The sequence below is a fragment of the Arthrobacter sp. MOO21 genome, assembly GCF_057369995.2.
The window spans coordinates 355,946-380,477 of sequence record NZ_CM170671.2; the positions used below are offsets into that span (position 1 = coordinate 355,946).

Here is a 24,532-nt window from a genome sequence, read left to right on the forward strand (position 1 = left end):
TCCTGAAACGCAGCCTGCCTGGGCCGCCAAAAATCTGGGCTGGGACTGATGCTGCCGGAAACGACAGCGGTGGCTATGGTCTTCCAACCATAGCCACCGCTGAAGGTATTACGCGGCTACTAGCCCTTGAAACGCGGGAACGCGCTGCGGCCGGCGTAGCGTGCGGCGTCATCGAGTTCCTCTTCGATGCGCAGCAGCTGGTTGTACTTGGCGACGCGCTCGGAGCGGGCCGGGGCACCGGTCTTGATCTGGCCGGCGTTGGTGGCCACCGAGATGTCGGCGATGGTGGTGTCCTCGGTCTCGCCGGAGCGGTGCGAGGTGATGGTGGTGTAGCCGGCACGCTGGGCCAGGCTGACAGCATCCAGGGTCTCGGTCAGGGAACCGATCTGGTTGACCTTGACCAGCAGCGAGTTGGCGGTCTTGGTGTCGATGCCGCGCTGCAGGATGGAGGGGTTGGTGACGAACAGGTCGTCGCCCACCAGCTGGACCTTGTCGCCGATGGCGTCGGTGAGGGTCTTCCAGCCCTCCCAGTCGTTCTCGTCCAGCGGGTCCTCGATGGATACCAGCGGGTAGTCGGCCACGAGCTCGGCGTAGTAGGCGCTCATCTCGCTGGCGGACAGGGCCTTGCCCTCGAACTGGTAGGCGCCGTCCTTGTAGAACTCGGAGGAGGCGACGTCCAGGGCCAGGGCGATGTCCTTGCCCGGGGTGTAGCCGGCGTTCTTGATGGCTTCGGTGATGAGGTCCAGGGCTGCGCGGTTGGACGGCAGGTTCGGGGCGAAGCCGCCTTCGTCGCCGAGGCCGGTGGACAGGCCCTGTTCCTTGAGCACGGACTTGAGGTTGTGGTAGACCTCGACGCCCCAGCGCAGGCCCTCGGAGAAGGTCTCGGCGCCGATCGGGGCGATCATAAATTCCTGGATGTCGACGTCGGAGTCGGCGTGGGAGCCACCGTTGAGGATGTTCATCAGCGGCACGGGCAGGACGTGCGCGTTGGGGCCGCCGAGGTACTTGTAGAGCGGCAGGTCAGCGGAGGCTGCGGCTGCGTTGGCGACGGCCAGGGACACACCGAGGATGGCGTTGGCGCCGAGCTTGCCCTTGTTGGGGGTGCCGTCCAGGTCTAGCATGGCCTGGTCGATGCTGCGCTGGTCGGTGGCGTCGAAGCCGGTCAGGGCGGGGGCGATCTGGTCGATGACGGCGTCGACGGCCTTCTGGACACCCTTGCCGAGGTAACGGCCCTTGTCGCCGTCGCGCAGTTCAACGGCCTCGTGTTCGCCGGTGGATGCACCGGAGGGAACTGCTGCGCGGCCAATCTGGCCGTCCGAAAGCAGGACCTCGACCTCAACGGTCGGGTTGCCGCGGGAATCGAGGATTTCGCGGGCGTGGATGGCATCGATAAGCGCCATGAATTTGCTCCTTATGGGCGATTAACGGGGGGATGTGGCAGAAAAACTCGACGTACTCGTCACGGACAAGCGTAGTCGAGAGTGGTGCGGGTTACGGAAACCTGTCCAGGCCCCGGCGTCATGATGGTGCGGCGTCGGACTGGTACCGGAGAATGGCGGCCCGCAGCGCGCGCTCGGCGTCCATGCCGCCGTCCCGGGCGGAACGTACGACGGCGAGCAGCAGCTCGCCGAGCTCTTCCTCGCTTCCGGGGACGGGAACCCCCGCGGGCAGCCCGAGCCCCGCGCGCTGGGCCCGGTCCAGTGACTTCTGTGCCCTGGCCAGCGCCGGGAGCGCCTGCGGGATCCCCTCGAAGGGATCTGTCCGGTGCGGTTTCTCGGTCCGTTTGACGGCATCCCACTTCTGCTCGATCTCCGCCACCGTGGCGGGGAAGCTGTCCTGCAGGGTGCCGTCAGGCCGGAACACGTGCGGGTTGCGGCGGACCATCTTGGCAGCCAGGCCGCGCGCCACGTCGTCGAACGTGAAGGCACCCCGCTCCTGGGCGAGCCGGGCATGCAGCACCACTTGGAGCAGGACGTCGCCCAGCTCAGCCTGGAGTTCGGCGTCGGGGTGGCCTTCCTCGATGGTTTCGGCGACTTCGTAGGCTTCCTCGAGGAGGTACTCCACCAGGGAGGCGTGGGTCAGCGCGCCCATCCAGGGGCAGTGCTCGCGCAATTGCGCGAGGACCGCGACCAGGCGTTCGATGGGTGCCTGGTCAGCCAAGGTTGGCGTAGGAGTCGTTGATGTACTCCACCAGCGCTTCCTTTTCCTCCAGGGGCAGGAAGGAGGCCTCTGCCGCGTTCAGGGTCAGCTCCAGCAGGTCGTCGAGGTCGTAGTCGAAGGTTTCCACCAGCAGGTTGAACTCGTCCGTGAGGGTAACGCCGCTCATCAGCCGGTTGTCGGTGTTGATGGTGACGTTGAAGCCCAGCTGGTAGAGCATGTCCAGCGGGTGGCTTTCGATGCCTTCGCCGAAGCCGGCGATCGCGCCGGTCTGGAGGTTGGAAGACGGGCAGATTTCCAGCGGGATGCCGCGGTCGCGGACCCAGCTGGAGAGGTCGCCCAGGGTCACCAGACCCACGGTTTCGCCGGCCTCGTCGTCGTCGAATTCCACCATGATGTCCTCGGCGATGCGGACGCCGTGGCCCAGCCTCAGGGCGCGCCCGTCCACCAGGGCGGACTGGATGCTCTCCAGGCCCGCCGCTTCACCGGCGTGGACAGTGGCGGGGAAGTTGTGCTGGGCGAGGTAGGTGAATGCGTCCCGGAACCGGGAAGGCAGGAACCCGTCCTCTGCCCCGGCGATGTCGAAGCCAACGGCGCCCTTGTTGCGGTGGCGGACGGCGAGCTCGGCGATCTCCTGGCCGCGGTCCGCATGACGCATCGCCGTGATGAGCTGGCCCACCTGGATCTCGCGGCCGCTCTCCCCCACAGCCTCGACGCCGGCTTCCAGGCCTTCCTGGACGGCTTCCACTACCTCGTCGAGGGTGAGCCCCTTCTGCAGGTGCTGCTCCGGCGCCCAGCGCACTTCGCCGTACACCACGCCGTCGTCCGCCAGGTCCTCGACGAATTCCTTGGCCACCCGGAAGAGGCCTTCGTGGGTCTGCATGACGGCGACGGTGTGGTCGAATGTCTCGAGGTAGCGCACCAGGGAGCCCGAGTCCGCGGACTCACGGAACCACTGCCCAAGGGCCACCGGATCCGTGGACGGGAGCGTGTGGCCGACGGCCTCAGCCAGTTCGATGATGGTGGCCGGCCGGAGTCCGCCGTCCAGGTGGTCGTGAAGGGAAACCTTGGGCAGGTTCTTCAGGTCAAAATCGATGGCAGGGGCGGCGTCAACAATAGGCTCAGTCACGTTCCCACCTTAGGGTGGGCCCGTGTCCAAAGCCAGCCGTCCAATGCCAGCCGTTCAAAGCCAGCCGCTAATTGGCCGTGGGGCCGGCCTCGGCGGCGGGCACCACCAGCGACACCGTTCCGGAACGGCCTTCCGGGCCGCCCCCGGCGGAGGAGCCGTCCGCCCATCCGTCCGTGTCGGGGTCTTCGGGGGCGTCATGGCGGCCCAGGCGTTTGTGCCACCAGCGCAGCAGGTGGTCAATGACGACTCCCAGCACGATGGCGAAGACGACGGCGATGCCGGCGCTGAGCAGGGGGTTGTTGTGCAGCCAGGGGAACGAGCTGGCCAGCAGGCCGATGCCGATGGAGTAGCCCACCCAGGTGAGGCAGGCGGCGGCGTCAAGCACGAAGAACCTGCGGTGCGGGAAACCGGTGCTGCCCGCCACGTAGTTCACTGCCACGCGGCCCCAGGGGATGTAGCGGGCGGTGAAAATCAGCACGGCACCGCGTTTGTCCAGTTCGTACCGGGCCCAGCCAAAGACCTTCCGGACCTTGGGCCGGCGCATCCACTTCCAGCGTTCCAGGCCGATCCTGCGCCCCAGCATGAACGCCGTGTTGTCGCCGCAGATGGCCCCCACGAGGGCGGTGAAGCCAAGGATCCACAGATTGGGTTCGCCGCTGTGCCGGGAAAATGCCGCGAGCGCCACGATCAGCGTTTCGCTGGGCACCACCATGGCGAAACCGTCCACGAAGAAGAACACCAACAGCACGGGGTAAATCCACCACTGGCCCGCTGCATGGAGCACGGCCTCATTAATAAACTCCACGCGGTGTTGCTCCTGTACAAAAATGACACAGCCAATGTGTCACAGCCATAGCGGAAAATCGTTCCTAAGTGTCCCATGCGGGGGGCGCAGTGCGCTACGCCTTTAATGCCCGGAACGACGCGTTAAACGCCTGGGTCAGGTCCCTGGTTCCCGGATCCGTTCCACCACGTTGGGATTGCCGCGGAATTTGTTGATCGCCAGGTCCACCACGATGCCCAGCGCCACGGCGCAAACAATGGCAATGGCGGCGCCGAGGAGGTGGTTGTCTTCAAACCACTGGCCAAAGAAAAGTCCGATGGCGACCGAGTAGCTGGCCCACAGGGTGGCGGAGAGGACGGTCAGTCCGACGAACCGCAGATGCGGGTAGTGGGTACCGCCTGCCGTCAGGTTGACCGCCACCCTGCCGATCGGGACGAAACGGGCCACCAGGATCAGCGAGGCAGGCCGCTTCCGCAGTTCCCGGCCTGCCCAACGAAAGGCGCTCTGCATCCGCGGGCCGCGCATCCACGCCCACCTGCTGGTTCCCACGCGGCGCCCCAGCAGGTAGGCGATGTTGTCCCCCGCGAAGGCACCGCCGGCAGCCACGAGCGCCAGGATCCAGGGGTTGGGGACATCGGCGGTGGCGGCGACTGCTGCCAGGCCCACCACTACGGATTCGCTGGGGACGGGAGGGAAGAAACCGTCAATGACGCAGCAGGCCAGCACCAGGACCAGCACCCACGGCTGGCCTGCGGCGGCGAGGATGGAGTCATTGATGGCCTGCATGGGTACCTATGCTATGCGGTCGATGATGAGCTGCTGGGCGGGCCGCGACCCTTCGGGGGCGATGACCACCGCGTGTTCCAGCGCCTCCCTGGCGCGGGCGAAACGTTCCGGGGTGTCCGTCAGCAGCGTCATCAGCGGTTCGCCGGCGCGGACGACGGCCCCGGGCTTGGCGTGCATGCGGACTCCGGCCGCTGCCTGCACGGAATCCTCCTTGCGGGCCCGGCCGGCACCGAGCCGCCAAGCGGCGACACCCACGGCGAGTGCATCAAGTTCCACGAGCACGCCGTCCGCCGGGGCGTAAACGACGTCGGATTCTTTGGCCACGGGCAGCGCGGCGCGCGGGTCGCCGCCCTGGGCCGAGATCATCCTGTTCCACACGTCCATCGCGCGGCCGTCCTTCAGTGCCGCGGAGGGATCGGCGTCGTGCACCCCTGCGCAGGCGAGCATCTCTTCGGCGAGCCGGACGGTCAGTTCGACGACGTCTTCCGGGCCGCCGCCCGCCAGCACCTCCACTGATTCCTCCACCTCGATGGCATTGCCTGCCGTGAGGCCCAGCGGGGTGTCCATATTGGTCAGCAGGGCGACGGTGTTCACGCCCGCGTCCTTGCCCAGGGCCACCATGGTTTCGGCCAGCTCCCGTGCTTTGGCTTCGTCCTTCATGAAAGCGCCGCTGCCCACCTTGACGTCCAGGACCAGCGAACCGGTGCCCTCGGCGATCTTCTTGCTCATGATCGAGGAAGCGATCAGCGGGATGGCCTCCACGGTTCCGGTGACATCGCGCAGCGCGTAAAGCTTCTTGTCAGCGGGCGCCAGGCCGGCGCCGGCGGCGCAGATGACGGCACCCACGTCCTGGAGCTGGGCGAGGATTTCCTCGTTGCTGAGGTTTGCGCGCCAGCCGGGGATGGATTCCAGCTTGTCCAGGGTGCCGCCGGTGTGGCCGAGGCCCCGACCGGACAGCTGCGGGACTGCGACGCCGAACACGGCCACCAGGGGTGCCAGCGGCAGCGTGATCTTGTCCCCCACCCCGCCGGTGGAGTGCTTGTCCGAGGTGTACTTGAGCCCGCCGTCAGGGCGGCGCAGGCTGGAGAAATCCATGCGCTCCCCGGACGCGATCATCGCAGCTGTCCAGCGGGCAATTTCCACCCGGTCCATGCCGTTGAGCAGGATGGCCATGTTGAGGGCCGCCATCTGCTCGTCCGCGATCGCTCCGCGGGTGTAGGCGGCAATGGTCCAGTCGATCTGTTCGGGGCTCAGCGTGCCTTTGTCGCGCTTGATGCGGATGATGTCCACGGCGTCGAACGCCTCGGCCTTGTTGTCGGTCACGGGGTCTCCTCCAGGTGGTCGGGGCCAAAGGCGTCGGGCAGCATCTGGTCCATTGTTTTGATGCCCTGGGTGGTCATCAGCTGCATGCCCGGCGCATGGAACTCATACAGCAGTTGCCGGCACCGGCCACAGGGCACGAGGACGTTGCCCGCGCCGTCCACGCAGTAAAAGGCGCGCAGGAGCCCGCCGCCGGTCATGTTCAGGTTTCCCACCAGGACGCATTCGGCGCACAGGGTCAGGCCGTAGCTGGCGTTTTCCACGTTGCAGCCGCTGACGATCCGGCCGTCCGCGGTGAGGGCCGCAGCCCCCACCGGGAATTTCGAGTACGGGGCGTAGGCGCTTTTCATGGCGGCGACGGCGGCTGCCTCCAGCGCCGCCCAGTCCACCTGCTGCGGGGCATCCACGGCGGTCAACCCTTCACGTAGGGAATGCCGCTTGCCGCCGGCCCCCTGGATTTGCCGACGAGTCCTGCCACGGCCAGGACGGTGACCAGGTAGGGCAGCATGGCCATGAACTGGCTGGGCACCGGGGTGCCGATGATGGTCACGATGCTCTGCAGGTTGTCCGCGAACCCGAACAGGAGCGCGGCGAAGAAGGCCCCGATCGGGTTCCAGCGTCCAAAGATGAGCGCCGCGAGGGCGATGAATCCGCGGCCGCCGGAGATTTCCTTGGTGAAGCTGTCGATCGCCACCAGGGTGAAGAACGAGCCACCGATGCCGGCAACAGCGCCGCCGAGGGTGACATTCCAGAACCGGGTGAGGTTGACGTTGATGCCGAGGGTGTCCGCCGCCTGCGGGTGCTCCCCCACGGCCCTGACGCGCAGGCCCCACCGGGTCTTGAACAGGCCCACCCAAACGACGGCGACAGCGATGTACATCAGGTAGCCCACCAGCGACTGGCGGAACAGGATGGGGCCGATGACCGGGATGCCGGACAGCACCGGGATGTCGATGACGTCCAGGCCCGGCGGGGAGTTGAACTGGGCCTTGTTGGCCTGCATCACCGTGCTGAACAGGAAGCCGGTGACGCCCGAAACCAGCACGTTCAGGACCACGCCCACGATGATCTGGTTGACCAGGTATTTGATGCTGAACAGGGCCAGCACCATGGAGACGACAGCGCCGGCAGCGGCAGCGGCAACCAGGCCGATGAAGGGGTTCTTGGTCATGCTGGCCACAATGGCGGCTGTGAACGCGCCGCCCAACAGCTGCCCCTCGATGGCGATGTTGACCACGCCCACCCGTTCGCACAGGACACCGGAAAGGGACCCGAACACGAGCGGGACAGCGAGGGTGACCGACCCGGCGATCAGGCCGGCCAGCGAGATGGCCGGCGTGCGGGCCCCGCCCACCACCCAAATCAGGAACGCCGCGACGAAGAGGCTGATGAAGGTTACGGTCAGCCAGCCCGGGGCCGGGCGGTTTTTCAGCTTCAGGTAGACGGCATAGGCCGCCAGCGCCAGCAGGAGCACGGACAGCACGATGCCGCCGACGGCTGCATCGATCTCCAGGGCGGGCAGCTGGAAGAAGTCGCTTCCTGTGGAAATGCCGAAGCTGGCGGTCTTGTTGGGCGCCAGGAAGCCGAAGAACACCAGCGATACGACGGCGAACACGGCCAGCAGGACAGGCGTCTTCCAGCCCACCGGCTTGGCGGACAGCGCCGTGGCGGACGGGTCTGCGGTGGTGCCCCCGCCTTGCGGATTGCCCGGCCGGGGCGAGGAAACTGTAGTGCTCATGCTGCACCTCCGGTAGTGGCTGCCTGCTTGGACTTGGCGGTGCGCGCGGGCTTCCGGCGCCGGGGGTTGAGGCCAAACACCGCGCGTACCAGCGGCGGTGCCGCGATGAACAGGACAATCAGGGACTGGACCACCAGGACGATGTCGATCGGAGTACCGGTCTGGATCTGCATCTGGACCGCGCCGGCACGGAAGGCACCGAACAGCAGGCCGGCGGCAAAGGTGCCCCACGGCGTCGAACGTCCCAGCAACGCAACCGTGATGGCGTCGAACCCGTAGGTGGCGGCGACGCCGTCGGTAAGGACCTTCTCCGTGCCCGCCACCTGGGCCACGCCGGACATGCCGGCGAGGGCACCGGCGAGGGCCATGACGAGGATGGTTGCGCGGGACACGTTGATGCCGGCCGTCTGGGCCGCTTTCGGGTTCGCCCCGACGGCGCGGAACTCGAAGCCCACGGTGGACCGGTTGAGGATCCACCACACCAGGAGCGTGGCACCGATAGCCAGGATGAAGCCGAGGTGCAGCCGGTATTGGGTGCCAAGGATCTGCGGGTAGACGGCGCTGGGGTCCAGGATCGGGGAGATTGGGTTCGACTCCCCCGGCCGCTGGAAGGCCGGGGTGTTCAGCAGGTAGCGCAGGAAGTAGAGCGCGATGTAGTTGAACATGATGGTGAGGATCACCTCGTGGGCGCCTGTGCGGGCCTTCAGCAGGCCCACCAGTCCGCCCCAGAGGGCGCCGCCCACGATGCCGGCGATAAGCACCAGGAGCAGGTGCAGGCCCATCGGCAGGTGGAGTGCAAAGCCCACCCAGGCTGCCAGGATGCCGGCCACGATGATCTGGCCCTGGGCGCCGATGTTGAAGAGCCCTGCCCGGAACGCCAGTGCCACGCCAAGGCCGGCGGTGATGAGCGGCGTCGCGATGGTGAGCGTTTCCATGAAGGGGGCGAACTGCGCGGCTACCCCGTTGCCGCGGGGGTTGAACACCGACCCCTGGAAGAGCGCGATGTAGGAGCGGGTGGCTGCGTTCCACACCGCCGTGAAGAAGTCCGTTGGCCGGGCGAAGAAGTAGCTGGAGGTGGTGGCCACCTGTTTGTCGGTGCTGGCGATCAGCAGGCCGCCGATGACCAGCGCCAGGAGTACCGCCAGGACCGAGACCATTCCGCTTCCGGTGAAGATCCTGCGGAGCAGGGTGTCCGGGCCGCCGGGCAGCTTCCCGCTTTGGTCGGTTGCCGGAACCGCCGAGGGTTCCATCGCTCCGCCGGCCGTATCAACGGAGACGACGGCGGCCGTTTCCTCCTCTGCCAGGCTGGCATGGGAGGCGGTGCCATCATGTTTGTCGGCGGCGCCGGGGCCCTCTGCGGCGTGCTTGGGGGGATGCTGCTCAGGCATGGTCGGCTCCCTCGGCGTTGGTGGCGGGGGCCGGGTTGCTGCCGGCCTGTGGGGTGGGTGCGTGTTCCTCCGGCGGGATGCCCGCCATCATCAGGCCCAGGACGTCGCGGCTGGTCCCGGCGGGTACCGTGCCCACCAGCTTGCCCTTGTAGAGCACGGCGATCCGGTCTGCCAGTTCCATGACTTCGTCCAGTTCGGTGGAAATGATCATCACCGGCGTCCCCTGGTCACGCTCGGCGACAATGCGCCGGTGCAGGAACTCGATGGAGCCGACATCCACACCGCGGGTTGGCTGGGAGGCGATGAAGAGGCGCAGCGGGCGTGAGAGTTCGCGGGCCATCACCAGTTTTTGCTGGTTGCCGCCGGAGAGGGTGCCTGCCGCGGCCGCTGCGGACGGGGTGCGGACGTCGAACTCGCCGATGCGGGCCGTGGCGTTCTCCATGACCTTCGCCGGGCTCATGCTGATGCCCTTGGCGAAGGGCGGTTTGTCGTACAGATCGAGGATCAGGTTTTCGGCGACGGAGAACGTGCCCACCAGCCCGTCCACCTTGCGGTCTTCGGGGACGAACCCGACGCCGGCTTCCAGCACTTCCTTGACGGGGCGGCCCAGCAGTTCCTTTCCATCCAGGACGATCGAACCGGTCACCCGGTCCTGCAGGCCCAGGATGGCCTCGGTGAGTTCGGTCTGGCCGTTGCCCTGGACCCCCGCTACAGCGAGGATCTCGCCGCGGCGGATCTGGAAGCTGAGGTGGTCCACCACATGCTGGCCGTTGGCGGCTATGACGGTGAGGTCCCTGACTTCGAACGTTGTTTCCCGTGGCTGGGCCGGAGCCTTGTCCAGGTTCAGGCTGACGGCGCGGCCCACCATCATCGAGGCCAGTTCCGTGGTGGAAGCCGCGGGATCGGCGGTGCCCACCACCTTGCCGCGCCGGATGACGGTGATGGTGTCCGAAACTTCCTTCACCTCACGCAGCTTGTGCGAGATGAACACGATCGACGTGCCGCCGGATTTGAGCTGGCGCATGATGTCCAGGAGTTCATCGGTCTCCTGCGGCGTCAGGACGGCGGTAGGTTCGTCGAGGATCAGGACCTTGGCGTTGCGGACCAGGGCCTTGATGATTTCCACCCGCTGCTGGACCCCGACCGGAAGGTCCTCCACCAGGGCGTCGGGGTCGACGTCGAAGCCGTACTGGTCCGAAATCTCCCGGATCCGGCGCCGCGTCTGGTCCAGGTCCAGGAAACCGGCCGCTTTCGTGGGTTCGGCCCCGAGCGCAACGTTTTCCGCGACGGTGAAGACCGGCACCAGCATGAAGTGCTGGTGCACCATGCCGATGCCCGCAGCCATGGCATCGCCGGGCCCGCGGAAGGTGACGGGTTTGTCATCAAGCAGGATCTCGCCGTCGGACGGCTCATACAGCCCGTACAGCACGTTCATCAGGGTGGACTTGCCTGCCCCGTTTTCGCCGAGCAGGCAATGGATCTGTCCAGGCTCAACCACCACGTCGATGTGGTCGTTGGCCAGCAGCGTGCCGAAGCGTTTGGTGATCCCTCGAAGTTCAAGTTTCAAAACTGACGACCAATCTCGAAGCGTCCGGTGATCAACCGGACGGGATATGTGGCTGCAGCACCAGCCTAGTAGGTGCAGTCGGAGGTTGGGCCGGTCCCATGCGGTAAATGGGCGGCCAGCAAAAAGCGCCACCGGCCGGCCAGTGGGTGGGGGTCCGGCGGTGGCGCTTCCTGGCGGGTCAGACCTTCGGGCTTGCTGCGGATTCGACCTTCAGCTTGCCGTCGACGATGTCCTTCTTGATCTGCTCGAGCTCGGATTTCAGGTCTGCGGGAACCTGCGAGTCCATCCCGTGGAAGGGTGCAAGCTTCACGCCGTCGTTGGCGAGGGTGCCCACGTACGGGGTGTTGTTGAACTTGCCGTCCTTGTCCTCGGTGACCACGGTTTCCACGGCCTCGCCCATCTGCTTCATCACTGAGGAGAGCATGATGTCCTTGTAGTCCGGGGCCGTCAGGTAGCCGTCGGAGTCAACCCAGATGAGCTTGACGTCCTTGCCTGCCGCCTTGGCTTCGTTGAGCGCGGCACCCGCACCCTTGCCCACGGGCCCGGCCACGGGCATGACGATGTCGGCGCCCTGGTCCAGGAAGTTCTTGGTCAGCTGCTTGCCAACATCCTGCTTCTCGAAGTCGCCGGTGAAGCTGCCGTCCTGCGCGTCCTTGTTCCAGCCGAGCAGCTTGACGTTCTTGCCCTTCTGCTGGTTGTAGTACTTCACGCCGTCCGCGTAGCCGTCCATGAAGATGGTCACGGTGGGGATCTTGATGCCGCCGAAGGTGGCCACGGTGCCGGTCTTGGTGGTTCCTGCGGCGAGGTAGCCGGCGAGGAACGCCGCCTGGGCGGTGTCGTAGATGATGGGCTTGACGTTGCTGATGGGCTTGTCGTAACCGAAATCGATGATGGCGAAGTGCTTGTCCGGGTTGGCGGTGGCCTGCGCCTTGGTGGCGTCACCGAGCAGGAAGCCGACGGTGATGGTCAGGTTGCAGCCGGCGGTGACCATGGCCCGCAGGTTGGGCTCGAAGTCGTTGTTGGTCTTCGACTCCACCTGGTTGACCTTGATGCCCAGGTCCTTTTCGGTCTTTTTCAGGCCCTCGTAGGAGGACTGGTTGAAGGACTGGTCATCGAACCCACCGGAGTCGGAGACGATGCAGCCGGTGTAGTCGCTGGCACCCGCGGACGGGGTGCTGCCGGCTTCGGGGGCCGCACCGCAGGCGGTGAGCACAAGCGCGGACGCACCGAGGGTGGCCACACCGGCCATTGAACCGCGCTTGAAGCTGGCACGCAGTGATTTCTTCAATTTTCCTCCAGGGATGATGCGAGTGGCGCTACGGGCTGGAATTCAATGAGTGTCCATTTCGGCGCTGAAATTCTGTTTTCACTGAAGGCACGCAGCACTGCGCCGGAGCGCACTGATGGCATTACTTTAGTGGCCTGCGCCACGTCCCAATAGCACGCCGGAAGCCGTTCCCGGAGATTGTTTACAAGTTGTTACCAAGCAGTAGGGGCACCGCGAATAACGGTGCCCCTGCTGCTCATGCCTGGTTGCTCTGGCTACAGCCGGACCAGCATTTTGCCGGTGTTCGCGCCATCCAGGAGGTCCATGAAGGCCTGCGGCGCGTTCTCCAGTCCGTCCACGATTGTCTCGTCGTAACGCACGGTGCCGTCAGCCAGCCAGCCGGCCATCTTCTCCGCGAACTCGGCAGCATGCTGCCGCTGCCCACCCACCAGGAAACCGCGGAGGGTGAGCTGCTTGCCGATCGCCTGCATCAGGTTGTGGGGCGCAGGAGTGGGTTCGGTGGAGTTGTACTGCGCGATGGCGCCGCACATCGCCACCCGGCCGCCCACATTGAGGACCGCCAATGCAGCCTCCAGGTGGTCTCCGCCCACGTTGTCGAAGTAGACATCGATGCCGTTGGGGCCGGCTGCCTTCTCCAGCTGCTCCACCACGGGACCGTCATGGTAGTCGAAGGCGGCGTCGAAGCCGAGCTCCAGGAGGCGTGCCACCTTGGCGGGCGAGCCGGCAGAGCCGATGACCCGCGAGGCGCCCATGGCCTTGGCGATCTGGCCCACCAGGGATCCCACAGCACCCGCGGCGCCGGACACGAAGACGGCGTCGCCGGGCTTGAATTCGGCAACCTTGAGCAGGCCGGTGTATGCCGTGAGGCCGGTCATGCCCAGGGCGCCAAGGAATGCCGAAGCAGGCGCCAGGTCCGTGCGGGCAGGGGTGGCAGCGGCTCCGTCCACAACCGCGTACTCGCGCCACCCAAGGGAATGGACGACGACGTCGCCCTCCTGGTGTGCCGACGAACGGGACGCGATTACCTCACCCACCGCGCCGCCGTCGAGCGCTTTGCCCACGGCGAAGGGGGCGGAGTAGGACTTGACGTTGTTCATCCGGCCCCGCATGTAGGGGTCCACGGACATGAAGAGGTTGTGCACCAGGATCTGGCCCTCTTCGAGCGCGGGCAGCGGAGACTCGGCCAGTTCGAAGTTGTCGCCTGTGGGGCGCCCCACGGGACGGGAGGCGAGGCGGATCTCACGGGTGGTGGTTGCAAGGGCTGTACTCATGCTGCGTACTCCAGAATCTTGAGGTCGACGTTGATGTTGCCGCGGGTGGCATTCGAATAGGGGCAGACCTGGTGCGCCCTGGCCACGAGGTCCTCCGCGGTGGCGAGATCCAGTGCGGGGAGGGCGATTTCCAGTTCGGCGGCCAGTCCGAAGCCTGCTCCCCCGTCCAGTTGCCCCAGGTGGATCCTGGCCGCAACTGCCGAGTCCGTCAGGTCTGCGCCTGCCTTGCGGCCCACCAGGCGGAGGGCGGAGTGGAAGCAGGCGGCATAGCCGGCAGCGAACAGCTGTTCGGGGTTGGTGCCCTGGCCGTTTCCGCCCAGCTCCACGGGGCTGGCCAAGTCCACTGCAAGCCTGCCGTCATTGCTGCGGGCCGTGCCGTCCCGCCCTTCTCCCGAGGCCAGTGCCTCAGCGGTGTAGAGGGTCTTCACGATGGTTATCCGTCCTGTTGATGGGATGGTGCAGTAATCGGGTCTAGAGGGATTCATGCAGGGCAGCGGTCAGCTTGCCCAGCGTGTTGCGCAGTTGCTCAAGCTCGTCAAGGGAAAGCCCGGCGGCGTCGGCGAGCCGCTGCGGGATGGCAGCCGCGGGGCCGCTGAGGCTGCGTCCCGAGGGAGTGAGGTGGACGGCGACGCGGCGCTCGTCCTCCCCCGACCTCTTCCGCTCCACAAAGCCGAGGGCCTCGAGGCGCTTGAGCAGGGGTGACAGGGTGCCGGAGTCCAGGCCGAGTTCATCGCCAAGCTCCTTGACGCCCCGGGGCTCGCTTTCCCACAGCACCAGCATCACGAGGTACTGCGGGTAGGTCAGGCCGAGCTCATCAAGCACCGGGCGGTAGACCGCGGTGGCGGCCCGGGAGGCCGAGTAGAGCGCAAAACACACTTGCCGGTCGAGGCGGGGAGCTTCAGTCACGCCTCCAACCGTAGTACACAATTCAATTGTGCACAACCTACCTGGAAGATGCGGGCGCGCTCCGGGATGGGATGGCGCGCTGGAATCAGCGCTCAGCGCGCCGCGACGGTCCGTGCGCGGCGAGCCAAGGCTTCACTGCGCAGCCGGGCACGACGGCGGAGCGCGCCGGGGTTGCTAGAGATCGCGGATGGTACGCAGTGCGGCAGCGGTCAGGACCCGGATGCCCAGGCCCAGCGCGCGTTCGTCCACGATGTAGTCGCCGCGGTGGAGGTCGTAGTCCTCGCCGCCGGGGGTTTTGGTCCCCAGGCGCATCATGGCGCCGGGGAGTTCCGCGAGGAACCAGGCGAAGTCCTCTCCGCCCATGGACTGCGGCGTCAGCACCACTGCGCTTTCGCCGATCTCGGCGCGCGCCGAGGCTTCGATAAGGGCCGTCTCGTGCTCGGAGTTGACCACCGGCGGCACTCCCCTGGTGTGCTCCAGGTGGACGTCCACCCCGTACGGTGCAGCCACCTGGTGCACCACTTCGTCGAGGAGCTCCCCCGCAGCATGCCACGCATCCCGGTCCAGGCAGCGCATGGTCCCGGCCATGTAGCCCGTGCCCGGGATGGCATTCGGCGCCGAACCGGCGGTGATCTGTCCCCACACCACGGACACGCCGCTGCGGACGTCAACGCGGCGGGACAGCACGGCGGGGACGTTGACCGCGATTTGGGCCAGCGCGAATACCAGGTCCTCGGTGAGGTGCGGGCGCGAGGTATGGCCACCGCGGCCGGACAGCTCAATCCGGATGGTGTCCGAGGCGGAGGTGATGGCGCCGATGCGCGTGCCGATCTTCCCCACTTCGATCCGGGGGTCGCAGTGCAGGGCCATGATCCTGGGTACGCCGTCCAGGACGCCCTGCTCAATGCAGGCATGCGCCCCGCCGGGCATGGTTTCTTCGGCCGGCTGGAAAATGATGCGGACCCGCCCGCCGAGGGGGCTTTCCTGGTGCATCCGGTGCAGGACCAGGGCGATGCCCAGCATGGTGGTGGTGTGGACGTCATGGCCGCAGGCGTGGGTGACGCCGTGGTTCCGGGAGGCGAAGGCCAACCCGGTCTCTTCAATGATGGGAAGGGCATCGATATCGCCACGCAGCGCGGTGGCGATGGGACCCTCCCCGACATCCACGGTGAGTCCCGTGCCCTCAAGGCGGCGGGGATGCAAGCCGGCGGCTTCGAGCCGCTCCGCCAGCTTGTCGGTGGTGCGGAACTCCTTGAAGGACAGCTCCGGATGCGCGTGGAGGTCCCGGCGGAATTCGATCAGTTCCGGCAGGAGCGGCTCGAGCCAGGGAGCCACCAGGGCGGTGGGCTCGGCTTCAGTAGTGTAGTTGCGCACTGCTTCACTCTAGCGAGCGTGGCCGCAATAGGAGCCATTCGCGAACGTCCCATTACATCCCGTTTCCTGCCGGCGATGTGCGCGCCGGCAGGAACCGGTCAGAGGACGTCCGTGTCCCCGCTGGCCTTAAGGGCATCAACCGCAGCCTTGACACGCTGCGAATTGGCCATGGTGGTCACCAACAGGGCGTCCGGCGTGTCCACGATGACCACGTCTTCGATCCCGATCAGGGCGATGACGCGCTTGGTGTCGGTGACGACCACGCCGCTGGAGTTTTCCGTGAACACGCGGGCGCCTTCACCGAGCACGGTGACTGCGTCGACTTCCTTGGCACTGTTGAGCCGGCCAACGGAAGCGAAGTCACCGACGTCGTCCCAGCGGAAGGACCCGGGCACGACGGCGACGTCCCCGGCTTCCGCGGCAGGCTCGGCCACCGCGTAGTCAATGGCGATCTTCGGCAGTGTGGGCCAGACCCGCGCCGTGACCTCGTCACGTTCGGGGGTGTCCCATGCCCGCGCAATCTCCTGCAGGCCCTGGAACAGCTGTGGCTGGTTGGCTTCGAGGTGCTTGAGCATCAGCGCAACGGGTGCCACGAACATGCCGGCGTTCCACACGTAGTCGCCGCTGTCCACGTACTGCTGGGCGACGACTTCGTCGGGCTTTTCGACGAACTCCACCACGTCATGCGCGCTGGGCGCACCGTCGATGTGCAGCGCTTTTCCGGAGCGGATATACCCGAACCCGGTGGAGGGGTGGGTGGGCTTGATGCCGATGGTCACGATTTTGCCGGCCGCAGCCGTGTGGATCGCTTCCCTGACCGCCTGCTGGAAGAGGTGGTCGGGGCTGATGACCTGGTCGGCCGCGAAGGACCCCATGATCGTGTCCGGGTCGCGCTCATGGAGGATGGCTGCCGCGAGGCCGATTGCGGCAGCCGAATCCTTGGGCTCGGATTCCAGGACAAGGTCCGCGTCGTGGATCTCGGGAAGCTGCCGGCACACGGCCTCGCGGTGGGCCTGGCCGGTGACCACCAGCATCCGGCTGCCCGCCAGCGGCTGCAGCCGGTCATAGGTGGCGCGCAGCAAAGTGCTGCCCGAGCCCGTGAGGTCGTGAAGGAACTTGGGAGCTGCTGCACGTGACAGGGGCCAGAGGCGGGTCCCCACTCCGCCTGCCGGGATCACCGCAACGAAGCGGTCAAGGGGCGATACCGGGCTTGTCACTTTGTCTGTACTCATCACCGCTACTTTAGCCGACGGGCACAACGGCCTCCTTTTGCCGCTGCCGCCGGGACACACTCCCGCACCAACGCACCCGCGCAGTGTGGCGTTCGTCTCATAAATTTGGAAAAACCGCGCCAGTATTGGGCAGCAAGGAACTCCCAAATTGAATAAGCTGTTAGCGGAGCCTAGATTTAGGCCTGAGCTACGAGTGCTCTCGCAGCAGGCGTTCCCCCCGCGTGGATCTCATGCCAGCGCCGCTGTGTTGCAGGGAGGTTTATCAGTGCCGACAAAACCAGCTGGCACCTTGTACCGCGGCCGTGAAGGCATGTGGTCCTGGGTAGGACACCGCATTACCGGTGTAGTGATCTTTTTCTTCTTGTTGGTCCACGTTCTGGACACCTCCTTGGTGCGTGTGTCACCCGAGGCCTACACCGCTGTGATCGGTGCATACAAGAATCCCCTGATGGCGCTGGGCGAGACCGGCCTCGTTGCCGCCATCGTGTTCCACGCCTTCAACGGCCTGCGGATCATTGCGGTCGACTTCTGGAAGAAGGGCGCCAAGTACCAGCGGCAGATGCTGTGGGCAGTGCTGGCCCTCTGGATCGTGACCATGGTCGCCTTCTCCATCCGCCACCTGTCCCTCGCCCTCGGAGGTCACTAAGCCATGACTGCAACGATCGAGAGCCCCCGCAGCGGGCGGATCGCGCCCCAGTACCGCCGCAGCGGTGGTTCCAAGGGCAACTTCGAGATGATCGCCTGGCTGTTCATGCGCCTCTCCGGCGTGGTTCTGGTGGTCCTCATCTTCGGCCACCTCTTCGTGAACCTGATGGTGGGCGAAGGCATCCACGCCATCGACTTCGGCTTCGTGGCCGGCAAGTGGGCGGACCCGTTCTGGCAGTTCTGGGACCTTGCCATGCTGTGGCTGGCCATGCTGCACGGCACCAACGGCGTGCGGACCATCATCAATGACTACGCCGAGAGGTCCTCAACCCGCCGCTGGCTGAAGACCGTTCTCTACGCAGCCGCTGTGGTCATCATCCTCCTGGGCACCCTGGTCATCTTCACCTTCAACCCCTGCCCCGTCGTGGATGGTGTGGCCCTTCCGGGTGGATTCTGCCCGGCCTAGCACTGGCACAACCCCGGGCCCGCGGGCATTCCCGCGGGCCCTGTTTTGCGGAGCAGGCAACGCCGCCCCGTTGTTTTATTGCGAATTTTGAGAGAAAGAGCGTCTGGTATGCAGGTCCATAAGTACGACGTCGTCATCGTCGGTGCCGGTGGCGCTGGCATGCGCGCCGCGATCGAGTCCGGTCAGCGCGCGCGCACAGCAGTACTGACCAAGCTCTACCCCACCCGCTCGCACACCGGTGCGGCGCAGGGTGGCATGTGTGCAGCCCTTGCCAACGTCGAGGAAGACAACTGGGAATGGCACACGTTCGACACCGTCAAGGGCGGCGACTACCTGGTGGACCAGGACGCCGCCGAGGTCATGGCCAAGGAAGCCATCGACGCCGTGCTGGACCTGGAAAAGATGGGCCTGCCGTTCAACCGCACGCCCGAAGGCCGCATCGACCAGCGCCGCTTCGGCGGCCACACCCGTGACCATGGCAAGGCACCGGTCCGCCGTGCGTGCTACGCCGCGGACCGCACGGGCCACATGATCCTGCAGACGCTGTACCAAAACTGCGTCAAGCACAACGTTGAGTTCTACAACGAGTACTACGTCCTGGACCTGCTGACGGTCGAAGAGGATGCTGTCCGTGAAGATGGCACCCCCTACAAGCAGAAGCGCGTGGCCGGCGTCGTCTCCTACGACCTCGCCTCCGGCGAACTGCACGTCTTCCAGGCCAAGTCCGTGGTGTTCGCCTCCGGCGGCGCCGGCAAGGTCTTCAAGACGACGTCCAACGCCCACACCCTGACCGGCGACGGCATGGGCATCGCGTTCCGCCGGGGCATCCCGCTGGAGGACATGGAGTTCTTCCAGTTCCACCCGACCGGCCTGGCCGGCCTGGGCATCCTGCTCTCCGAAGCCGCCCGCGGTGAAGGCGCCATCCTGCGCAACTCCGAGGGTGAGCGGTTCATGGAGCGCTACGCCCCCACCATCAAGGACCTGGCGCCCCGTGACATCGTGGCCCGTTCCATGGCCAACGAAGTCCGCGAAGGCCGCGGCTGCGGACCGAACAAGGACTACGTCCTCCTGGACCTGACCCACCTGGAACCGGCCCACATCGACGCCAAGCTTCCGGACATCACCGAGTTCGCCCGCACCTACCTGGGCGTGGAACCGTACACCGAGCCCGTCCCGGTGTTCCCCACCGCCCACTACGCGATGGGCGGCATCCCCACGAACATCGAGACCGAAGTCCTCCAGGACAACGACACTGTTGTTCCCGGACTCTTCGCCGCCGGTGAAGTGGCCTGCGTTTCGGTCCACGGCTCGAACCGCCTGGGCACCAACTCCCTGCTGGACATCAACGTGTTCGGCAAGCGCGCCGGCATCGCCGCCGCCGAGTACGCCAAGACCGCCCAGTTTGTGGAGCTGCCGGAAAACCCGCTGGCCTACACCACCGAACTGCTGGATATTGCGCGCAACGGCACCGGCGACGAGAAGGTGGCCCAGATCCGCAAGGAACTGCAGGACACCATGGACGCCAACATGCAGGTGTTCCGTACGGCTGACACGCTGAACCAGGTGCTGCGCGATATTGCCTCCTTCGAGGAGCGCTACAAGCGCATCAACGTCCAGGACAAGGGCAAGCGGTTCAACCTGGACCTGCTCGAAGCCGTTGAGCTTGGCTTCCTGCTGGAACTGGCCAAGGTCATGACCGTGGCCGCCCTCCACCGCGAGGAATCCCGCGGTGGACACTTCCGCGAGGACTTCCCCGAGCGTGACGACGAGAAATTCATGAAGCACTCCATGGCGTACAAGGATGACCACGCGCCGGCGGACGGATCGGCGGAAGCAATCGCCGGTATCCGGCTTGCCACCAAGCCGGTTGTCTTTACCCGCTACGAGCCGATGGTGAGGAAGTACTAAGATGTCCGCTGAAATCGCTGAGCCAGCCTCCAAGGTTGAACTGCCTGCCGGCGTCGGCGGGGGCGGGGAAATCCCCACCTTCGATGTGCACCTGCGGGTCCGCCGGTACAACCCGGAAGTATCCGGGGAAGCTACCTGGGACGACTTCCACCTCACCATGTACGGCACGGACCGTGTCCTGGATGCCCTGCACAAGGTGAAGTGGGAGATGGACGGAAGCCTGTCCTTCCGCCGCTCCTGCGCGCACGGCGTGTGCGGGTCTGACGCCATGCGCATCAACGGCCGCAACCGCCTCGCCTGCAAGACCCTCCTGAAGGACCTGGACACCTCCAAGCCCATCACGGTCGAACCCATCAAGGGCCTGCCGGTGGAGAAGGACCTGATCGTGGACATGGAGCCGTTCTTCCAGTCCTACCGCGAGGTCATGCCGTTCCTGATCAACAAGGGCCACGAGCCCACCCGGGAACGCCTGCAGTCCGCCGAGGACCGTGAGCGCTTCGATGACACCACCAAGTGCATCCTGTGCGCTGCGTGCACGTCCTCCTGCCCGGTCTTTTGGACCGACGGCCAGTACTTCGGTCCCGCCGCCATCGTCAACGCCCACCGCTTCATCTTCGATTCCCGTGATGACGCCGGCGACATGCGGTTGGAAATCCTCAACGACAAGGAAGGCGTGTGGCGCTGCCGCACCACCTTCAACTGCTCCGAAGCATGCCCGCGCGGCATCCAGGTGACCCAGGCCATCGCCGAAGTCAAGCAGGCCATCCTCTCCCGCAAGATCTGACCAAGGATCGCAGCGGACGACGGCGCCCTCCCCCACCCGGGGTGCGGCGCCGTCGTCGTATCCGCACCAAATCCGCCGGATGCTCTATCAGTTCTGGCCGCTAAGAAGGCCTTTTAGGGACCACAACTGATAGAGCAACCCGAACGTCGATAGAAAGGGGACACTGTGTCCCGCTCGGAAAAAGTCAGCTTCGAAGGCTCCACGGGAGAGATGCTGTCCGGCATCATCGATGTGCCCGAGGGGCCCGTCAAGGGCTGGGGTGTCTTTTCGCACGGCTTTACCCTGGGCAAGGACAGTCCCTCGGCGTCGCGCATGTGCAAGGCCCTGGCGGACAGCGGCGTGGGCATGCTCCGCTTCGACAACCTGGGCCTCGGCGGCTCCGCGGGGGAATGGTCTGCGGGCTCGTTCAGCCACAAGGTGGCGGACACCGTGAAGGCCGCCGAGTTCATGCGCAGCCAGGGCAGGGAAATCTCGCTGCTGGTGGGCCACTCCTTCGGCGGTGCCGCCGTGCTCGCTGCCGCGCGGGAGATCCCCGAGCTCGACGCCGTCGCTACCGTTGGGGCGCCCTTCTCGCCGAAGCATGTGGCCCACGTCTTCGATGCCGCGCTGGACAGGATCCTGAGCGATGGCAGCGCGGAGGTGGACCTGGGCGGGAAGCGGGTGGAGATCCGCCGCCACTTCGTCGAGGACCTCGAGAATGCGGACCTGACGGACTGCATCCGTCAGCTGCACAAGCCGTTGATGGTGCTCCACTCCCCCACCGACAACACCGTGGGCATCGAAAACGCCAGCACCATCTTCCAAACCGCCCGGCATCCACGGAACTTCGTCTCGCTCGAGGGAAGCGACCACCTGCTGACGGGCAAGGGCCAGGCCGCCCGCGCCGCCCGCATTATCGCCGCCTGGGCCGACCAGTACCTCGACGCCGGACAGTAGCCGCCGTCCCGTTCTCCGGCAGGACGGGCACCTGCCCGGGCGGAAGCGGCAGCCTGCCGGGCTGCACCGGCACCTTGCCCGGCTGGACCTGGCGTGCACCCCACATGGCTTTGTCCTGCCGTGCAGGCGAATTATGCAGATCCGCTTCCCGCACCGCTGCCCAGCCACCGGAGACCAGGTACACCTGACTGACCAGGTTGAACCAGATCAGCAGCCCGATAACGATGGCAAAGGGGGCCAAAATCGGGTTGCGGCTGGCGCCGGCGAGCAGTTCGGTGCTGAACACCTGCAGGACTGTGGTGCCCACCGCGGCCAGGATTGTCCCCTCAAGCAGCGCCCGCCGCGACAGCTTCAGTGCGGCGGCCAGCCGGTACATGACCAGTGCCGTCACCCAGTTCAGCACCAGCGGGACGGTGATCTTCACCGAGGTGGTCAGCGGGCCTGCCACCGTTTCATCGAGGTGCAGGAAGTCCGAGACCCAGCCGGCCGCAGTTCCGAACACCAGCGAAGCACCGGCGCTGGTCACCAGGGCCACGCCGAGAAGAAGGAGGGTGCCGGCGTCGCGCAGCTTCAAAAGAAGGGGGTTGACCAGCACCGGTGGCAGTTCCAGGACCCCGCGGAGTCCCTCCCGGACCCCCGCGATCCATCGCAGCGACGTTACTACCGTCACCAAAGAACCGATCACCGCGGTCCAGCCGAGACCATTTGGATCCAGCAGGTCCTTGGGGTCCACCAGCCCTGGCGCGCCGTTGATCTTCAGCAGCCCCGGCGCACTCGTTGCCACACTGCTGATGATGGTGTCCAGCAGCGCCGGCTGGCCGCGCAGCACCAAGCCTGCCACCGAGAAGCCCGTGGCGAGCAGGCCGGTGATGGAGAAGAACATGTTGAAGCCAATGCCTGCGCTCAGCAGCGGACCGTGCTGGAGGCTGTAGTGCCTGAAAGCGCGCATGGGCCGCAGGACATTCAGGCGGGCTGTGGTCCACTGGACCAGGGCCATCAGGGCCTGGAATTTGCCGCCGTCCCTGCGGACCCGGTTCCACTCCATTTGTTTCTGGATGACCGCCAGTTTCAGCCGGGCATGGTCCGTGGGCAGCGGCTGCTGGTCAGCCGGCGTCGGTTGTCCTGTCCGCGGCGGCACCGGTGAAGCGGGTGCGGGCGTCGTTGTCAGTTTCGGTCCCAAAGTCCAGCTCTTCCCGTAGCTGCCAGATGCCCTCGGCATCGTGCTCGTAAAGTCCCATGCTAACCACGGGGAAGGTGGCCTTGTAGGTTTTCAGCACCGTTTCCGCCTCGTCCAGGCTTTCCGGCGCGACATCGTGGGCGATCGTGACGTGGGGGTGGTAGGCGAAAGGCAGGTCCCGGTGGAGCGGACCCTGCTGGAGCTTGCGGTGCAGCTCCACGCACTCCCCGAAGCCGTCCTCCACCTTGATGAAGACGACGGGCGAGACGGGCCGGAAGGTCCCCGTCCCTGCGATGGTGACCATGAACGGACTCTGGCACCGGGCCACCTCGCGGACATGGCGGAGGGTGGCGTCCCAGTCCCGGGTGGGGGTAGTGGTCACCAAGGTGATGTGTGCCGGCACCACATCCGCCAGCGGATCCCCGAAGGAAGCCCGCCAGCGCTGCAGTTCCTCGGCTATCCGGGGTGGAAAACCGAGGATGACGCCAACGCTGGTCTCATCATTGCCGGCCGGCTTTGCCGCCGCGCTCTGACCCGACTGCTCCGGGTACGGAGTGGTGAGTTCCCGCTCGGCCTGGCTGGCCGGGCAAGCGACTCCCCTGGCGGTGACATTCCTCGAAGCCATGACGCTAGCGGACTCCCGCGAGGCTCATCGATGGCAGGAACCCCATGCGGTCATACACCTGGCCCAGGGTAACCGAGGCGATCTCGCGGGCCCGTTCGGCGCCCAGCGCCAGCAGCCGGTCCAGCTCAGCGGGATCGGCCATCAGTTCGTTGGTCCGGTTCCGCAGGGGGGTGATGAAGTCCACCAGCACCTCGGCGAGGTCCACCTTGAGGTGCCCGTACATCTTCCCCTGGTACTCGGCTTCAAGGTCGGCCACCGACTTCCCGGTCAGGGACGAGTAGATGGTCAGCAGGTTGGAAACCCCTGGCTTTTCCTCGGCGTCGAAGCGGATGTCCGTGCCGGCGTCGGTCACGGCGGACTTGATGCGCTTGGCCGCGATCTTGGGATCCTCCAGGAGCTGGATGGACCCGTTGGGGGACTCCCCCGTCTTGGACATCTTGGCGCTGGGGTTCTGCAGATCGTAGATCTTGGCGCTTTCCTTGACGATGGCCGCCTCAGGAACGGTGAACGTGTGCCCGAACCGGGTGTTGAAGCGCTGCGCCAGGTTCCGGGTCAGTTCAAGGTGCTGGCGCTGGTCCTCGCCCACGGGCACCAGGTCGGTCTGGTAGAGCAGGATGTCCGCCGCCATCAGGGTGGGGTACGCGAACAGTCCCAGGGTGGCGGCGTCAGCGCCGGACTTCTGGGTCTTGTCCTTGAACTGGGTCATCCGGGAGGCCTCACCGAAACCGGTGATGCAGTTCAGCGCCCAGGCCAGCTGCGCGTGCTCCGGCACATGGGACTGGACGAAGAAGATGCTCTTGTCCGGGTCGATGCCGGCGGCGATGTACTGAGCCGCCACGGTGCGGGTGCGCTTGGCCAGCTCAGTGGGGTCGAAGTCGACCGTGATGGCGTGCAGGTCCGGAATGAAGAACACGGCGTCGTACTCGGCCTGCATGTCCACCCAGTTGCGGACGGCGCCGATGTAGTTCCCCAGGTGGAGGGAGTCGGCGGTGGGCTTGGCGCCGGAAAGGATGCGCTTTTTGGTGGCCGGGGAAGTCTGGCTGGTCATGGG

The 24,532-nt window shown here is 66.1% G+C and carries 24 protein-coding genes; 5 read left to right on the forward strand and 19 right to left on the reverse strand.

Features of this window, described 5'->3' with window-relative positions; all coding sequences use genetic code 11:
• Positions 1 to 119 precede the first annotated feature (119 nt).
• The 16 genes from eno to AC2JAJ_RS01625 all read right to left on the reverse strand — a co-directional run bounded on the left by eno (position 120) and on the right by AC2JAJ_RS01625 (position 16,940).
• A complete protein-coding gene (eno, locus tag AC2JAJ_RS01550) occupies positions 120 to 1,400 on the reverse strand; it encodes a phosphopyruvate hydratase (RefSeq protein WP_221384009.1) in 1,281 nt (426 codons plus the stop codon).
• 118 nt (positions 1,401 to 1,518) lie between these two features.
• A complete protein-coding gene (locus AC2JAJ_RS01555) occupies positions 1,519 to 2,091 on the reverse strand; it encodes a MazG nucleotide pyrophosphohydrolase domain-containing protein (protein ID WP_486416757.1) in 573 nt (190 codons plus the stop codon).
• A gap of 61 nt (positions 2,092 to 2,152) precedes the next feature.
• Positions 2,153 to 3,286 carry an adenosine deaminase gene (locus tag AC2JAJ_RS01560; RefSeq protein ID WP_501053315.1) on the reverse strand — a complete coding sequence of 378 codons (1,134 nt, stop codon included), beginning with the start codon at positions 3,284 to 3,286 and terminating at the stop codon, positions 2,153 to 2,155.
• Between the two features lie 67 nt (positions 3,287 to 3,353).
• Complete coding sequence (locus tag AC2JAJ_RS01565; RefSeq protein ID WP_501053316.1) at positions 3,354 to 4,091, reverse strand: VTT domain-containing protein; 738 nt, start codon at positions 4,089 to 4,091, stop codon at positions 3,354 to 3,356.
• 135 nt (positions 4,092 to 4,226) lie between these two features.
• Positions 4,227 to 4,856 (reverse strand): DedA family protein, encoded by a 630-nt coding sequence (locus AC2JAJ_RS01570; protein ID WP_486414539.1) that lies wholly within the window; start codon positions 4,854 to 4,856, stop codon positions 4,227 to 4,229.
• A 6-nt stretch (positions 4,857 to 4,862) separates the two neighbouring features.
• Complete coding sequence (locus tag AC2JAJ_RS01575) at positions 4,863 to 6,179, reverse strand: thymidine phosphorylase (RefSeq protein WP_501053317.1); 1,317 nt, start codon at positions 6,177 to 6,179, stop codon at positions 4,863 to 4,865.
• The gene (locus tag AC2JAJ_RS01580) at positions 6,176 to 6,583 is read right to left on the reverse strand and encodes a cytidine deaminase (protein WP_221384014.1); all 408 of its coding nucleotides are present in this window, start codon (positions 6,581 to 6,583) and stop codon (positions 6,176 to 6,178) included. Before AC2JAJ_RS01580 ends, AC2JAJ_RS01575 begins: the two co-directional genes overlap by 4 nt.
• 5 nt (positions 6,584 to 6,588) lie before the next feature.
• On the reverse strand, positions 6,589 to 7,914 hold the full coding sequence (locus tag AC2JAJ_RS01585; RefSeq protein WP_486414538.1) for an ABC transporter permease: 1,326 nt from the start codon (positions 7,912 to 7,914) through the stop codon (positions 6,589 to 6,591).
• Complete coding sequence (locus tag AC2JAJ_RS01590) at positions 7,911 to 9,302, reverse strand: ABC transporter permease (RefSeq protein WP_486414537.1); 1,392 nt, start codon at positions 9,300 to 9,302, stop codon at positions 7,911 to 7,913. The genes AC2JAJ_RS01585 and AC2JAJ_RS01590 overlap by 4 nt, the downstream gene beginning before the upstream one ends.
• Positions 9,295 to 10,869 (reverse strand): ABC transporter ATP-binding protein, encoded by a 1,575-nt coding sequence (locus AC2JAJ_RS01595; protein ID WP_221384017.1) that lies wholly within the window; start codon positions 10,867 to 10,869, stop codon positions 9,295 to 9,297. Before AC2JAJ_RS01595 ends, AC2JAJ_RS01590 begins: the two co-directional genes overlap by 8 nt.
• Positions 10,870 to 11,047: 178 nt before the next feature.
• A complete protein-coding gene (locus AC2JAJ_RS01600) occupies positions 11,048 to 12,157 on the reverse strand; it encodes a BMP family lipoprotein (RefSeq protein ID WP_473693210.1) in 1,110 nt (369 codons plus the stop codon).
• Between the two features lie 254 nt (positions 12,158 to 12,411).
• A complete protein-coding gene (locus tag AC2JAJ_RS01605) occupies positions 12,412 to 13,428 on the reverse strand; it encodes an NADP-dependent oxidoreductase (RefSeq protein WP_486414536.1) in 1,017 nt (338 codons plus the stop codon).
• The gene (locus AC2JAJ_RS01610) at positions 13,425 to 13,856 is read right to left on the reverse strand and encodes an organic hydroperoxide resistance protein (protein WP_308287803.1); all 432 of its coding nucleotides are present in this window, start codon (positions 13,854 to 13,856) and stop codon (positions 13,425 to 13,427) included. The genes AC2JAJ_RS01605 and AC2JAJ_RS01610 overlap by 4 nt, the downstream gene beginning before the upstream one ends.
• A 43-nt stretch (positions 13,857 to 13,899) precedes the next feature.
• On the reverse strand, positions 13,900 to 14,334 hold the full coding sequence (locus AC2JAJ_RS01615; protein WP_486414535.1) for a MarR family winged helix-turn-helix transcriptional regulator: 435 nt from the start codon (positions 14,332 to 14,334) through the stop codon (positions 13,900 to 13,902).
• A 174-nt stretch (positions 14,335 to 14,508) separates the two neighbouring features.
• A complete protein-coding gene (locus AC2JAJ_RS01620; RefSeq protein WP_221384020.1) occupies positions 14,509 to 15,708 on the reverse strand; it encodes an amidohydrolase in 1,200 nt (399 codons plus the stop codon).
• Between the two features lie 98 nt (positions 15,709 to 15,806).
• Positions 15,807 to 16,940 (reverse strand): mannose-1-phosphate guanylyltransferase, encoded by a 1,134-nt coding sequence (locus AC2JAJ_RS01625; protein ID WP_221384021.1) that lies wholly within the window; start codon positions 16,938 to 16,940, stop codon positions 15,807 to 15,809.
• 265 nt (positions 16,941 to 17,205) lie between these two features.
• On the opposite strand from AC2JAJ_RS01625, the gene sdhC reads away from it, so the two are divergent.
• From sdhC to AC2JAJ_RS01650, 5 genes are all read left to right on the forward strand, one after another.
• Positions 17,206 to 17,586: a succinate dehydrogenase, cytochrome b556 subunit gene (gene sdhC, locus AC2JAJ_RS01630; protein ID WP_221384022.1), complete on the forward strand. Its 381-nt coding sequence runs from the start codon at positions 17,206 to 17,208 to the stop codon at positions 17,584 to 17,586.
• 3 nt (positions 17,587 to 17,589) lie between these two features.
• Entirely contained in the window at positions 17,590 to 18,051 is a 462-nt protein-coding gene (locus AC2JAJ_RS01635; RefSeq protein ID WP_486414534.1) for a succinate dehydrogenase hydrophobic membrane anchor subunit, read from the forward strand.
• A 108-nt stretch (positions 18,052 to 18,159) separates the two neighbouring features.
• Positions 18,160 to 19,959 (forward strand): succinate dehydrogenase flavoprotein subunit, encoded by a 1,800-nt coding sequence (gene sdhA, locus AC2JAJ_RS01640; RefSeq protein ID WP_221384024.1) that lies wholly within the window; start codon positions 18,160 to 18,162, stop codon positions 19,957 to 19,959.
• Between the two features lies 1 nt (position 19,960).
• A complete protein-coding gene (locus AC2JAJ_RS01645) occupies positions 19,961 to 20,743 on the forward strand; it encodes a succinate dehydrogenase iron-sulfur subunit (RefSeq protein WP_221384025.1) in 783 nt (260 codons plus the stop codon).
• A gap of 165 nt (positions 20,744 to 20,908) precedes the next feature.
• On the forward strand, positions 20,909 to 21,679 hold the full coding sequence (locus tag AC2JAJ_RS01650) for an alpha/beta hydrolase family protein (protein WP_486414533.1): 771 nt from the start codon (positions 20,909 to 20,911) through the stop codon (positions 21,677 to 21,679).
• Here the strand turns inward: AC2JAJ_RS01650 and AC2JAJ_RS01655 are convergent.
• Genes AC2JAJ_RS01655 through trpS form a run of 3 tightly spaced genes read right to left on the reverse strand, consistent with a single transcriptional unit; the run spans position 21,636 to position 24,529 of the window.
• The gene (locus tag AC2JAJ_RS01655) at positions 21,636 to 22,724 is read right to left on the reverse strand and encodes a YihY/virulence factor BrkB family protein (protein WP_486416756.1); all 1,089 of its coding nucleotides are present in this window, start codon (positions 22,722 to 22,724) and stop codon (positions 21,636 to 21,638) included. The two genes, AC2JAJ_RS01650 and AC2JAJ_RS01655, sit on opposite strands and share 44 nt — an antisense overlap.
• A 58-nt stretch (positions 22,725 to 22,782) precedes the next feature.
• Positions 22,783 to 23,481 (reverse strand): 2'-5' RNA ligase family protein, encoded by a 699-nt coding sequence (locus AC2JAJ_RS01660; protein WP_473693219.1) that lies wholly within the window; start codon positions 23,479 to 23,481, stop codon positions 22,783 to 22,785.
• A gap of 4 nt (positions 23,482 to 23,485) precedes the next feature.
• The gene (gene trpS / locus AC2JAJ_RS01665; protein ID WP_221384028.1) at positions 23,486 to 24,529 is read right to left on the reverse strand and encodes a tryptophan--tRNA ligase; all 1,044 of its coding nucleotides are present in this window, start codon (positions 24,527 to 24,529) and stop codon (positions 23,486 to 23,488) included.
• Positions 24,530 to 24,532: the final 3 nt, after the last annotated feature.